Source organism: Flavobacterium sp. GW823-FHT04A11 (assembly GCF_058796535.1).
In genome coordinates this window covers 467,525-479,673 of sequence record NZ_CM179503.1, presented here as the reverse complement: position 1 = coordinate 479,673, position 12,149 = coordinate 467,525, and the positions used below count along the sequence as shown (strand labels likewise).

13 protein-coding genes and 1 tRNA gene are annotated in these 12,149 nt (G+C 35.3%); 8 read left to right on the top strand and 6 right to left on the bottom strand.

The window, feature by feature from the left end; translation table 11 throughout:
* Complete coding sequence (locus tag AC3QL1_RS02335; RefSeq protein WP_492494758.1) at window positions 1-261, top strand: hypothetical protein; 261 nt, start codon at window positions 1-3, stop codon at window positions 259-261.
* Between the two features lie 250 nt (window positions 262-511).
* Here the strand turns inward: AC3QL1_RS02335 and AC3QL1_RS02330 are convergent, their stop codons facing one another.
* On the bottom strand, window positions 512-874 hold the full coding sequence (locus AC3QL1_RS02330; RefSeq protein ID WP_492494756.1) for a winged helix-turn-helix transcriptional regulator: 363 nt from the start codon (window positions 872-874) through the stop codon (window positions 512-514).
* A 136-nt stretch (window positions 875-1,010) separates the two neighbouring features.
* Between AC3QL1_RS02330 and AC3QL1_RS02325 the strand changes: the two genes are divergently transcribed.
* Window positions 1,011-1,793: an SDR family oxidoreductase gene (locus AC3QL1_RS02325; RefSeq protein ID WP_492494754.1), complete on the top strand. Its 783-nt coding sequence runs from the start codon at window positions 1,011-1,013 to the stop codon at window positions 1,791-1,793.
* Window positions 1,794-1,814: 21 nt separating this feature from the next.
* Window positions 1,815-2,138, top strand: coding sequence for a nuclear transport factor 2 family protein (locus AC3QL1_RS02320; protein WP_492494753.1), 324 nt, complete (start codon window positions 1,815-1,817; stop codon window positions 2,136-2,138).
* 220 nt (window positions 2,139-2,358) lie between these two features.
* Here AC3QL1_RS02320 and AC3QL1_RS02315 read toward each other — a convergent pair.
* Window positions 2,359-2,436: transfer RNA gene (locus AC3QL1_RS02315), tRNA-Val, on the bottom strand.
* Window positions 2,437-2,616: 180 nt separating this feature from the next.
* Window positions 2,617-3,843, bottom strand: a complete 1,227-nt coding sequence (locus AC3QL1_RS02310) for a bifunctional folylpolyglutamate synthase/dihydrofolate synthase (RefSeq protein ID WP_492494751.1) — start codon at window positions 3,841-3,843, stop codon at window positions 2,617-2,619.
* A gap of 130 nt (window positions 3,844-3,973) precedes the next feature.
* On the opposite strand from AC3QL1_RS02310, the gene AC3QL1_RS02305 reads away from it, so the two are divergent.
* Window positions 3,974-4,669 (top strand): MotA/TolQ/ExbB proton channel family protein, encoded by a 696-nt coding sequence (locus AC3QL1_RS02305; RefSeq protein WP_115847044.1) that lies wholly within the window; start codon window positions 3,974-3,976, stop codon window positions 4,667-4,669.
* A 3-nt stretch (window positions 4,670-4,672) separates the two neighbouring features.
* Window positions 4,673-5,068, top strand: a complete 396-nt coding sequence (locus tag AC3QL1_RS02300; protein ID WP_264535169.1) for an ExbD/TolR family protein — start codon at window positions 4,673-4,675, stop codon at window positions 5,066-5,068.
* Window positions 5,069-5,466: 398 nt separating this feature from the next.
* Here AC3QL1_RS02300 and AC3QL1_RS02295 read toward each other — a convergent pair whose 3' ends face one another.
* From AC3QL1_RS02295 to AC3QL1_RS02285, 3 genes are all read right to left on the bottom strand, one after another.
* Window positions 5,467-6,369 carry an energy transducer TonB gene (locus tag AC3QL1_RS02295; RefSeq protein ID WP_492494748.1) on the bottom strand — a complete coding sequence of 301 codons (903 nt, stop codon included), beginning with the start codon at window positions 6,367-6,369 and terminating at the stop codon, window positions 5,467-5,469.
* 308 nt (window positions 6,370-6,677) lie between these two features.
* Complete coding sequence (locus tag AC3QL1_RS02290) at window positions 6,678-7,904, bottom strand: Glu/Leu/Phe/Val dehydrogenase dimerization domain-containing protein (protein ID WP_492494746.1); 1,227 nt, start codon at window positions 7,902-7,904, stop codon at window positions 6,678-6,680.
* A 141-nt stretch (window positions 7,905-8,045) separates the two neighbouring features.
* On the bottom strand, window positions 8,046-8,621 hold the full coding sequence (locus tag AC3QL1_RS02285) for a chalcone isomerase family protein (protein WP_492494745.1): 576 nt from the start codon (window positions 8,619-8,621) through the stop codon (window positions 8,046-8,048).
* Between the two features lie 456 nt (window positions 8,622-9,077).
* On the opposite strand from AC3QL1_RS02285, the gene AC3QL1_RS02280 reads away from it, so the two are divergent.
* The 3 genes from AC3QL1_RS02280 (at window position 9,078) to AC3QL1_RS02270 (ending at window position 12,149) form a co-directional block, all read left to right on the top strand.
* Window positions 9,078-10,220 (top strand): acyl-CoA dehydrogenase, encoded by a 1,143-nt coding sequence (locus AC3QL1_RS02280; RefSeq protein WP_492494743.1) that lies wholly within the window; start codon window positions 9,078-9,080, stop codon window positions 10,218-10,220.
* A 239-nt stretch (window positions 10,221-10,459) separates the two neighbouring features.
* Window positions 10,460-11,434, top strand: a complete 975-nt coding sequence (locus AC3QL1_RS02275) for a M20/M25/M40 family metallo-hydrolase (RefSeq protein ID WP_492494741.1) — start codon at window positions 10,460-10,462, stop codon at window positions 11,432-11,434.
* A 37-nt stretch (window positions 11,435-11,471) separates the two neighbouring features.
* Entirely contained in the window at window positions 11,472-12,149 is a 678-nt protein-coding gene (locus AC3QL1_RS02270; protein WP_492494739.1) for an SDR family NAD(P)-dependent oxidoreductase, read from the top strand.

Below are 12,149 nucleotides of genomic sequence, written 5' to 3'. Positions count from 1 at the left end.
ATGAGCGAGTTATCAATAGCCATGAAAACAGGATTATTATCACGAAATCTGCGAAATTTACTTGCAGGAAAAGCAGATCTTGGTACCGCTTCAAAATTAGATGTTACGACATCTTATTTACAACATTTTTTGGATGGTAAAGCTAATATTACAATGGCTTCTAAACTTGGAATGATGACCAGTGATTTACAGATATTATTAGATAGTGTGGGAAAAAAAGGAGCAATAGGTATTATTTTAGGATTATTACTAAAAAACTAACTTGATTGTGCAAATTTCGAACTTCAACAGCGTGGATTTGCAAACTTGCCCGAAACGATAAAAAAACTCCTTAATTTCTTAAGGAGTTTTTTGTTTTTTTAAAAGATTATTTTTCTTTTAGTATACTTATAACTCCATAATAAAATCGCCAATATTTGTAGAGATTTCTTTCTTAGGTCGAAATCACAAATAATCAGCACAGATAGAAAAAGTTAACTGCATAAAAATGAGGATTAGTTTTTTCTATATCTTAATTTTGATCTAAACGTTTTAAAATGAGAGGTCTTAAACGTTCTTGATGCTCATCTCCCCAATTTCCAATAGCTGAAATTACAGGAATTAATGTTTTTCCAAAATCTGTCAGGCTATATTCGACTTTAGGAGGCACAACAGGGTAAATAATTTTTGAAACAAGTTCATGTTCCTCTAACTCCTTTAGCTGAATATTTAAAACCCTGCGTGTTGCATCTGGTATCTTACGCTGCAATTCACTTGGCCTTTTATGACCTTCATTAATAAACCAAAGCAAACGTATCTTCCATTTGCCATAAAGTACTTCACCTATTATGTCAAGCCCGCAGTTTAAACTAGGTATTATTTTTCTTTCATACATATTACAAAAGTAATCCTATGTTCCTATATGTGCAATAGGGGAATAATTTATCCCTATATGAATCGTAACTCCGTACTTGTGAGAAACTTACGTACTTCCGAGATTTGTACTATAGAAATTTAAAATACAACATAAGATGGATTATCAAAACGAATTATCAGGAAAAATTGCCTTAGTAACAGGAGGCACAAAAGGAGCTGGAAGAGCAATTGCAGAAAGGCTGCTACAAGCTGGGGCAACGGTTATTATCACTGCAAGAAACGCACCGGAAAAAGAAGATAGCAAGCTGCATTTTATTCCGTCCGACTTGAGTAAAGCAGAAGGAACACAAAAAGTTGTCAGCGAAGTGCTGTCGGCTTACGGAAGGCTTGACATTTTGGTGAACAATCTTGGTTCTTCAACAACACCTGCCGGTGGCTTTACTGCATTATCTGATGAAGATTGGGAATCAACAATCCAGGCTAATTTGCTTGCTCCGGTTCGACTGGACAGAGGGTTTTTACCTCAAATGATAGAGCGAAAAAACGGAGTTATTATTCATATAGCTTCTATTCAGGGAATACTGCCACTTTATGACTCCACTTTGCCTTATGCGGCGGCAAAAGCAGGATTACGAAACTATAGTAAAAGTTTATCGAATGAAGTTTCTCCTAAAGGTATTAGGGTGCTGACTGTTTCTCCCGGATGGATCAATACAGGAGCATCAAAAGACTGGCTGGCTGAGATTGCAAGAAACGCCAATAGTACTGTAGAAGAAGCACAGCAAGGTGTAATGCAAGCATTGGGCGGAATACCATACGGCAGACCCGCGGAGCCGGAAGAAGTAGCTGAATTAGTTGGTTTTCTTGTTTCTCCAAGGGCCAGTTATTTATCAGGAACTGAATATGTAATCGATGGCGGTACTGTACCAACAATTTAATAATCTTTAAAAATAATAACAATGAACTTACCAAAAGTATTAACAGACTTGATTAAAGCACAAAACGAATTTGACGCCGTGACTTATGCTAATTTGTTTTCAGAAACTGCCGAAGTGTTTGACGAAGGTAAAACACATAAAGGAAAAATTGAAATAGAGCGTTGGATCGATCACTCAAACAAGAACTACCAATCAGTGATGAAACCACTGGAATATACTGAAAACGGCACAACAAGCATCTTAACTGCAGAATGTTCAGGAAAATTTCCAGGAAGTCCTATCGCGCTAAAATTTCACTTTGATATTGTTGATGGGCAAATTCAGCATTTAAAAGTAACAGATTAAACATAAAAGAGAGTTTGAATGTTTACTGTAATTTATTAAAAGACAAAGCCATTGGAATCTCAATGGCTTTGTTTGTGTTCTATGGGCGATGATAGTTTGTTCCGAACCAGCTCATCTAATCTTTATTTTGATATTTTTTCCTGGTTTTGTTCTTTATCCTAAACAAGATAATTATTAAAATATAAATAAAAAAAACTCCTTAATTTCTTAAGGAGTTTCTTGGTGGGCGATGAGGGGTTCGAACCCCCGACCCCCTCGGTGTAAACGAGGTGCTCTGAACCAGCTGAGCTAATCGCCCTATTTTACTAGGCTGCTATCATTTTGTGATTGCGAGTGCAAATATACGCTAGTTTTTGAGTTCTGCAAAGAAATTGAAATAAAAAATTAAACTTTTTTCTTTGTTTGGTATTATCTCGCTGGTGCTGAATTTATTATAAGAGTAATTTTTTTAAACTTTTTTTCGAATTTTCGGCTTCGTTTATGTTAAAGGCAATTCCGCTACGACAAAAGTGCTTCCTCCAACATAAATAAAATCATTTGATGAGGCGTTTTCCTTCGCAGCAGCAAATGCATCTTCAACCGAATTGTATTTTTCTCCAATTAAATCATATTTTTTTGCCGCATCTTTTAATATTACGGTAGCTAAACCTCGCGCCGAATTAGGCCTGCAGAAATAATATTGCGCTTCTTTTGGAAAAAGAGGTAAAATAGAATCCAGGTCTTTATCATTGACAACTCCCAAAACAATATGCAGTTTCTCAAAACTTTCTTTCTGAATCTGGTTCATTACAACTGCCAAACCGTGTTTATTATGTGCCGTATCGCAAATTATTTTCGGACTTTCTCCAAGCTGCTGCCATCTTCCCTGTAAACCGGTATTTTTTACAGTATTTAATAAACCGCTTTTTAAATTATCAACTGAAACTTTAAAATCAGTTTGGGAGTTTAAAACAACAACAACCTGCTGAACGGTTTTTTTATTGTTAAACTGATAATCGCCCAATAAATCAGACGGGAAAACTCCGGAGATTAAATCGGCAGCAAAATAAATTGGGGTATTATTTTCTTTGGCTTTGGCTAAAAATACCGCTTCGGTTTCTTCGGTATATTCTCCAATTACAACCGGAACATTCGGTTTAATAATTCCGGCTTTTTCGCCTGCAATTGCCGTAGTCGTATTTCCTAAAAATTGCGTGTGATCAAGATCGATATTCGTAATAACAGAAACCAAAGGCGTAATGATATTTGTCGCATCTAATCTTCCGCCCAAACCTACTTCTATAATGGCAATATCTGTTTTTTCGGCAGCAAAATAATCAAATGCCAGACCAACAGACATTTCGAAGAAACTCATATCATTTGCTTCAAAAAAATCTTTGTGTTTGGCTACGAATTCAATCACAAAATCTTCTGAAATATCTTGTCCGTTGATTTTTATTCTTTCTCTAAAATCTTTTAAATGCGGCGAAGTATACAAGCCAACTTTATATCCCGCTTCCTGCAAAACCGAAGCCAGCATGTGCGATGTAGAACCTTTTCCGTTTGTTCCGGCAACGTGAATGCATTTTAACTGATTTTGTGGATTATCAAGATGCGCCGCAAGCAACTTAATGTTGGTTAAATCTTCTTTGTATGCCGAAGCACCCTGAAGCTGATACATGGGCAATTGGTTAAACATCCAATTTGTAGTTTCCTGATAGTTCATTTTTTTTGGATAAAATAGTTGTGAATTGAAATAATTTCCGGTTTTTTTAGTTTAATATTACAGTGAAATTATCTTTAATGCAAAATTGAAATATTTTTTAGAATTAATTATTAAAAACAAGAATTAAAATATGTTTAGCGCCATTCAATTACAAGCAGACACTATCGCAAACGCCGCATCTAACGTAGTTATCGAAAAAATTGCTCCAAATACCGAAATCTCTGTTTTAGGTTTTATCCTAAAAGGAGGTTTTTTCTTAATACCAATTGCCATTTTACTTTTTTACACGATTTATGTCATTTTTGAACGTTATATGTATATCAGTAAAGCGTCGAAAATTGATGCAAGATTAATGCAGGATGTTGGAGATAAGCTAAATGCAGGTAATATTGAATTGGCACGAACTATTGTAGAAAGAAGCAATACAGCCGCAGGAAATATTTTGAAAGAAGGTGTTTTGGTAATCGGAAGACCAATTGCTGAAATCGAATCAAATATGGACCGCGCCGCCGATATCGAAATTGGTGAAATGGAAAGACATTTAGGTCACCTTGGACTTATTGCCGGTATTGCGCCAACTTTAGGTTTCATCGGAACGATTTCCGGAGTAATTAAGATTTTCTACAGCATTTCTGTAACCGAAAATATTAGTATCGGAAATATCTCCGGAGGTTTATACGAAAAAATGATCAGTTCAGGTTCCGGACTTATTGTGGGTATTATTGCCTATAGTGCGTACCATTTACTGAACGGAAAAATTGATGATTTTGCCTTGAAGATTCAGAAACAAATATTAGAATTTGTCAATATAATTCAAAGAGCATAAGCTATGTCTATTAAAAGAAAAAGAAGATTTCATGCCGAAGTGGCGACTTCATCACTAAGTGATATTATGTTTTTCTTGCTGTTGTTTTTCTTAATTATATCAACGCTTGCAAATCCTAATGTTATTAAAATGACATTGCCAAAAGCGAAATCAAACGAAAAAACCAATAAACAATTAATCAGTTTATCGGTTACAGAAGATAAAAAATTCTACATTGACAAAGAACCGGTTGACTTCGAAAATCTGGAAACGAGTTTAATGGCCAAAATAGGAGCAGACAAACAACAAACCGTTGTCGTTAGAATTCCGTTTAATTTGCAGGTTCAGGATCTGGTTGATGTCTTGCAAATAGGAGTGAAGAACAATTTGAAATTTGTAATTGCTACGAGTCCGAAGTAATTATCTGGGCGTGACCACAATAAAAAAATGGGCTAATCAGTATAACGTTGATTCGCCCATTTTTTTATTGCGGTCGGGCTATCCGCGCTACTTCGGTAGCTAGCTTCTATCCCTCACGCGAAAAAAGAGAATATAGAGGAAAGAATATAGAGGAAAGAAGAAAGAGAATAGATTAAAGAATATAGAAACAAGAAGCAAGAAGAAATCTCCGCAAGTAACTCCGCAACGATTGTCTTTGCGAGGAACGAAGCAATCTCACGATGCATATCACACAATGCTAATTGTTAGTGAGATTGCTTCGTTCCTCGCAAGGACTTACGAGATTTATAAACATAAAAAAGGCTTTCTGATTTCAGAAAGCCTTTTTTATATTCGTGAAAATTAGTGCAATTCGTGTTTTAATTCAAACTAAAATTATAAACAATCTTCCCAACCTGTTTTGCTGCTGCTTTATCATCAGGCGACCATTTTGTATTCATCGCAGCAATTTTTGCTTGTTCTAGTAAACAGCTTGCTGTATTTGTTGTTCCTTTTATTCCGGCAGTCGCACTAATTGTTTTTCCGTTTTGATCGACTGTAACTTCTACTACAACTTTTCCTTCTTCGTTACAAGTGTATTTTGGTGCAGGTTTAGATAATGCTTTTCTGTTTCCTAGCGAATATCCTGATCCTCCGCCAGAACCACCGCCGCTTCCGGTTCCGTAACCGCTTCCGGTGCCAATACCATTTCCGGTTCCGTTTCCTCCTCCGGTTCCGCCACCAGAGCCGCCGGTTCCGTAGTAACCGTTAGATCCTAAACTTCCGTTTGCTTTTCCTTTATTTCCTGCTGTTTTATCGTCGCCGTCACCGCCTTTGTTAGATCCTTTTAAAATACTTGATAAAGCGTCGTTTGTAGAATTTGAAACTTTTGGCTTTTGAGGTACCGGTTTTGTTTCCGGTTTTTCAACAGGAGTTGGTTTTTTAGGTTTTTCCTTTACGGGAATAATTACGTCTTCTGCATCTGTTGTTGCGTTTTCCTGTGTAATTACTGCTTCGTCCGGAGTTGCTTTTGCAGGCGTCGCTTTTGCTTCGTTTTTAACGTTCAGAACTTCACTTTTATAATTAGCCCCAGATCCTACATCACTGTCTCCAAAATTTATGGTTACGCCACCGCCACCGCCGCCTTCTGCAAGTGCTGCGTTATTTTCCGGATTGTATGGCGGCCAAAAACGTATAAAAAACAGCAATAGTATTATTACCGCATATATCGCCGTGGTGAATAATAGTGATTTCTTTTTATCTGAAGAATCGGTGGAACTCATTTTGATTCTGAATTTTGTAATTGTATTTAATAAAAACGTTTAAAAGTACTAAAAATTGTTTAGAAACAAAGAGAGAATTTAACCGCGAAGGCCGCAAAGGTTTACGCAAAGAACGCTAACTTATTTCTCGCAAAGTCGCGAAGTCGCAAAGTTTTTCTTTTTTAAGTTTTTCTTTGCTACTTCGCGACTTTGCGAGATTAAAAAGAAGCTTTGCGAACTTCGCGTAAACCTTTGCAAACTTTGCGATTAAACCATAAAAAAACGAGCCAAATTAATATCTGGCTCGCTTATAAATAAAGTATAAAAAATTATACTAATTGTTTCAATGCAATTTCAAAAGCAGTTGCACTAATATTTGTTTTTGATGGATTTAAAGCGTGAGCTTTTACAATCGCATTTTTTATAATTTCCGAAGTATCGTTAAAGATCGCCTCATCTGTCATTTGTACTTTTTTCTCCATGAAATAAGCAAAAACCCTTGCCATTCCACAGTTTGAAATAAAATCAGGAATCAAACTTACTTTATGATCCACTTCTTCCATAATAGATCCGAAGAAAATTTCCTTATCTGCAAAAGGAACATTCGCTCCACAAGAAATAACTTCCAATCCGTTTGAAATTAAACTGTCAATTTGGGTTTGTTGTACCAATCTTGACGCTGCACAAGGCGTGAAAATTTCAGCACCAATAGTCCATATTTTTTCGTTGATTTCCTCAAACGGAATCATATTATCGGCAACTAATTTGTTTCCGTCTTTATTTAAAAACAACGTTCTGATTTCTTCAAAAGAAAAACCTTCTTCTTTGATTAAACCTCCGTCACGATCAATAATACCGATTACTTTTGCGCCCATTTCGGCTAAATAAAAAGCAGCAGCAGAACCTACATTTCCAAATCCCTGAACAATTGCTTTTTTACCTTTAATGTCTCCGCCATAAGTAGCGTAAAAATGACGAACTGCTTCTGCAACGCCATATCCGGTAATCATATCAGCAACTGTATATTTTCTTGTTACATCCGGTGAAAATTTCGGGTTCTCGATAACCTTAATTACACCTTGACGCAATTGACCAATTCTATTGATTTTATCTGCTTCGGTTGGTTTAAAATGTCCGTTAAAAACACCTTCCTGCGGATGCCATACACCACATTCTTCCGTCATTGGAATCACTTCGTGAATTTCATCTACATTTAAATCTCCACCGGTTCCGTAATAACTTTTTAATAAAGGAGAAACCGCTTTGTACCAACGCTGTAAAACTCCTTTTTTACGAGGATCATTCGGATCAAAATTAATTCCGGATTTAGCACCGCCAATTGCAGGACCTGAAACCGAGAATTTTACTTCCATTGTTTTGGCTAGTGACAGAACTTCATTCATATCAAGGCCTTTACGCATTCTTGTTCCACCTCCTGCGGCTCCTCCACGAAGTGAATTAATTACTGTCCAGCCTTCAGCTTCTGTTTCAGAATCTTTCCAGTTAAAAACAATTTCAGGTTCTTTATTTTCAAATTGCTGTAATAAATCTTTCATTTTGTTAAGATATGTTTATTTTGCGTAAAAGTATAAAATAGAATAATGCGAATAATGTATTTTGCATCAATTTTATGGAATAAAAAAATAAAGCCGAAAACGTAATAGTTTCCGGCTTTAAATTTTATAACGATTAGGTACTTATTGCCCTAATAAATGCTTTTTTAAGGTATCATCAACTGGTTTGTCAGACAACCAGATTCCGAATAATGCTTTTTTGAAATCAAATCCAGGAATTTTTCCTTTTACAACTTCATTTTTAATTACGTTGATGGTTTGATCAAAAGGATTGTACGCTAAAATAAATACATCTTTTTCTTTTATATCCTCACTTAATAGCTTTTTGAAGTCCTCAATTCTTGGTCTTAATTCCTCCAGATTACTTCCTGCTGACTTTTCAAAACCGGCATTCATCGCTTTGGTTAATTTGTTTGAAGAAACCATAGATGAGGTAATTTCGATGCGAATCGCCATTTCGGTATCACTGTCAATAATGAATTTTGGATCCTGGCTTAATTGTGATAAGTATAACGCCTGAACGTACACTTCTAACCACATTTTAGATCTTCCGCCGGCACCGTTAAGTTGTAAAGTTTTGTTTTGAAATTCAATTTTTCTGGGTACAGTAACGCCGTTTACCTCAAGGTGAGTTTGCGCTGAAACTGATGAAAATTGAAGACACAAAATGAATGTAAATAATAGTAAAATCTTTTTCATACTCTATTCGATAATTTATTTTTTTTAGGCAAAATTAATGTTAATTTTTTGATTTTTTAACACATTAAAAATATTTTTAGTTTCTAGTGTATTCATAATCAAATTAGTAAGACTTGCTTTACGTACATATACGTGGTTTTGGAGCTTTTGGTTTTTTTGAAGTTGTGATTGTTTAAACCTTTATAATTAATGTTTTTTTATCCATAACTTAATTCTTAAATTTTGAAGAAAATGCGGTAAAATTGAAGTTATAGACTTTAAAATTCAACATAATCACGAAAACGTTATCGTGATTATTGTTAATATCTTAAAATTATATGCACGCATTGTTAATTCGAGTTTAAAAATTATCTTTGAAAACCTATTTTAGAGAATGGAATAGGATTCAAAAAACACAAAAAAACCAGCTGAACTAACGTTATGAACTTTGGTTTAGAAAACAAAAAATAAAAAACTATGGATTTTAATCTTACCGAAGAACATTTAATGATTCAACAAGCTGCGAGAGATTTTGCCCAAAACGAATTGTTGCCGGGAGTTATCGAACGCGATGAAAAGCAAATTTTTCCAACAGAGCAAGTAAAAAAAATGGGACAACTGGGTTTCATGGGAATGATGGTTGATCCTAAATATGGCGGAAGCGGACTTGATACTATTTCGTACGTAATTGCTATGGAAGAAATTTCTAAAGTTGATGCTTCGGCTTCTGTAGTTATGTCTGTGAATAATTCATTGGTTTGCTGGGGTTTACAGGAATTTGGAACTGAAGAACAAAAACAAAAATATTTACCGGGTTTAGCATCTGGTGAAATTCACGGTGCTTTTTGCTTAAGTGAGCCGGAAGCGGGAAGTGATGCCACTTCTCAAAAAACGACTGCGATTGATATGGGAGATCATTATTTGGTAAACGGAACAAAAAACTGGATTACAAACGGAAATACGGCATCTGTATATTTGGTAATCGCTCAAACACATCCTGAGAAAAAACACAAAGGAATCAATGCGTTGATTATGACTAAAGATATGCCTGGTTTTTCTGTTGGACCAAAAGAACAAAAAATGGGAATTCGCGGTTCTGATACACATTCATTAATGTTTAGTGATGTAAAAGTTCCTAAAGAAAACAGAATTGGAGAAGACGGTTTCGGATTTAAATTTGCCATGAAAACACTTGCCGGAGGACGTATCGGGATTGCGTCTCAGGCTTTGGGAATTGCTTCGGGAGCTTATGAACTGGCTTTGAAATATTCGAAAGAAAGAAAAGCTTTTGGAACTGAAATCTGCAATCATCAGGCAATTGCTTTTAAATTGGCAGACATGGCGGTGAATATCGAAGCGGCGCGTCATTTATGTATGAAAGCGGCGTGGGATAAAGACCAGCATAAAAATTATGATGTGAGTGGTGCAATGGCAAAATTATTTGCTTCGCAAGTAGCGATGGATACGGCCGTTGAAGCTGTTCAGATTCACGGTGGAAATGGATATGTAAAAGAATATCATGTAGAACGTTTTATGCGTGATGCAAAAATTACACAGATTTACGAAGGAACTTCAGAGATTCAAAAAATCGTAATTTCAAGATCTGTTATCGGAGGATAATTTCTTTAATAAAAATATTTTAAACCCTTTCAGGCTTTTGCTTCGAAAGGGTTTTTTTATGTGATTTAATTTCTATTGGAGTTTTTTGAAGTTTAAAAATGTTCTGCATCAGAGCATTATTCAAAAAAGAGAAAATAGTATTATATTGCAGTAAATTATTTATTTTTAAAAAGTATTATCCCGGATTCTTATTCGGTTATTTAAAAATATAAATATTTAAAGCTTAAATTTTCTCTTCTATGAAAAAACTATACTTTCTTCTTCCGCTTGTTTTATTGGGATGTAAAACCAGTACATCAACAGTAAGTGAAAAACCGTCAAAAGAAACATCAAAATCAACTGAAATAACCTATAAAGTTGATCAGAAAGAAGTTTCAGATTTTCTTAAATATCTTTCTTCTGATGAATTAGAAGGCCGCGAAACCGGAACCAGAGGAATAGAAAAAGCAGCTGTTTTTTTAGAAGATTTTTTGAAGAAAAATAACGTGAAACCTTATTTTAAAACGTATCGCGATACGCTTACCAATTTCAAATTGCCTGCTTTTAATATTGTTGGCGTTATAGAAGGAACAGATCCTGAACTTAAAAAAGAGTTTGTGGTTTTAAGTGCGCATTATGATCATATTGGTTTATTAAAAGATAAGCAAGGCGACTTAATTAATAATGGGGCAAATGATGATGCGTCCGGAGTAACTGCAGTTGCTCAAATGGCAAAATACTTTACGGAGACAAAATCGAATAAACGCAGTATTCTGGTGGTGTTTTTTGCCGGAGAAGAGAAAGGATTATTGGGTTCTAAAAGCCTGGTTCAGAAATTAAAAACACAAGAATTTAATTTATACGCTCAATTGAATATCGAAATGATTGGTGTGCCAATGAAACGTGATTATCTGGCTTATATAACCGGTTTTGATAAATCGAATATGGCCGAAAAAATAAATGAATATACCGGAAAAAAGACCATTGGGTTTTTACCAAAAGAAGCTGAATATAAATTGTTTTACAGATCTGATAATTATTCATTTTATGAAGCTTTCAAAAAACCTTGTCAGTCAATAAGTACTTTTGATTTTGAAAATTTCGAATTTTATCATCATGTTTCAGATGAATTTAAAGTAATGGATATTCCGCACATGACGGCTTTTATTCAGGAATTTTTACCGGCTGTAACAAAAATGGCAGACACTCCAACAGAAGAAATTACAATGAAATAATAATCACTCTTTTTATTGGATTGCTTATTTTTGCTTCATGAAAAATATTATTGTTACCGGAACGAGTAGGGGAATTGGTTATGAACTGGCTTTGCAATTTGCGAATGCCGGTCATCAGGTTTTGGCTATCTCGAGAAATACACCTCAGACACTTTTACAACATCAAAATATTACGTGCCTTTCGGTTGATTTGTCAAACGAATCGGCTTTGCAGGCTGTAGATGCTTTTCTTTCTTCAACCTGGAAAAGAGTTGATGCCGTGGTTCATAATGCAGGCGCTTTGTTATTGAAACCTTTTGCAGAAACCACTCAGGCTGATTTTGAAAGTATTTATAAAGTCAATGTTTTTGCTGTAGCGAATCTTACCAGAATTTGCCTGCCGTATCTTCAAAAAGGAAGTCACGTAGTTACCATAAGTTCGATTGGCGGTGTAAGAGGAAGTCTTAAATTTGCCGGATTAGCCGCGTACAGTTCCAGTAAAGGTGCTGTAATTACTTTAACCGAATTATTGGCAGAAGAATATAAAGAACAAGGAATTTCGTTTAATGTTCTCGCTTTAGGTTCAGTTCAGACAGAGATGCTGCAAGAAGCTTTCCCCGGATATCAGGCACCAATTTCTGCAGAAGGAATGGCAACTTATATTTATGATTTTACCTTAAATGGAAATAAATATTTTAATGGAAAGGTGCTTGAGGTTTCTTCGACTAATCCTTAG

Coding starts and splice junctions, on each gene's coding strand:
- AC3QL1_RS02280 (WP_492494743.1), top strand. CDS start 9,078: ATGGATTTTAATCTTACCGAAGAACATTTAATGATTCAACAAGCTGCG.
- AC3QL1_RS02300 (WP_264535169.1), top strand. CDS start 4,673: ATGTCTATTAAAAGAAAAAGAAGATTTCATGCCGAAGTGGCGACTTCA.
- AC3QL1_RS02335 (WP_492494758.1), top strand. CDS start 1: ATGAGCGAGTTATCAATAGCCATGAAAACAGGATTATTATCACGAAAT.
- AC3QL1_RS02275 (WP_492494741.1), top strand. CDS start 10,460: ATGAAAAAACTATACTTTCTTCTTCCGCTTGTTTTATTGGGATGTAAA.
- AC3QL1_RS02320 (WP_492494753.1), top strand. CDS start 1,815: ATGAACTTACCAAAAGTATTAACAGACTTGATTAAAGCACAAAACGAA.
- AC3QL1_RS02330 (WP_492494756.1), bottom strand. CDS start 874: ATGTATGAAAGAAAAATAATACCTAGTTTAAACTGCGGGCTTGACATA.
- AC3QL1_RS02295 (WP_492494748.1), bottom strand. CDS start 6,369: ATGAGTTCCACCGATTCTTCAGATAAAAAGAAATCACTATTATTCACC.
- AC3QL1_RS02310 (WP_492494751.1), bottom strand. CDS start 3,843: ATGAACTATCAGGAAACTACAAATTGGATGTTTAACCAATTGCCCATG.
- AC3QL1_RS02305 (WP_115847044.1), top strand. CDS start 3,974: ATGTTTAGCGCCATTCAATTACAAGCAGACACTATCGCAAACGCCGCA.
- AC3QL1_RS02270 (WP_492494739.1), top strand. CDS start 11,472: ATGAAAAATATTATTGTTACCGGAACGAGTAGGGGAATTGGTTATGAA.
- AC3QL1_RS02325 (WP_492494754.1), top strand. CDS start 1,011: ATGGATTATCAAAACGAATTATCAGGAAAAATTGCCTTAGTAACAGGA.
- AC3QL1_RS02285 (WP_492494745.1), bottom strand. CDS start 8,621: ATGAAAAAGATTTTACTATTATTTACATTCATTTTGTGTCTTCAATTT.
- AC3QL1_RS02290 (WP_492494746.1), bottom strand. CDS start 7,904: ATGAAAGATTTATTACAGCAATTTGAAAATAAAGAACCTGAAATTGTT.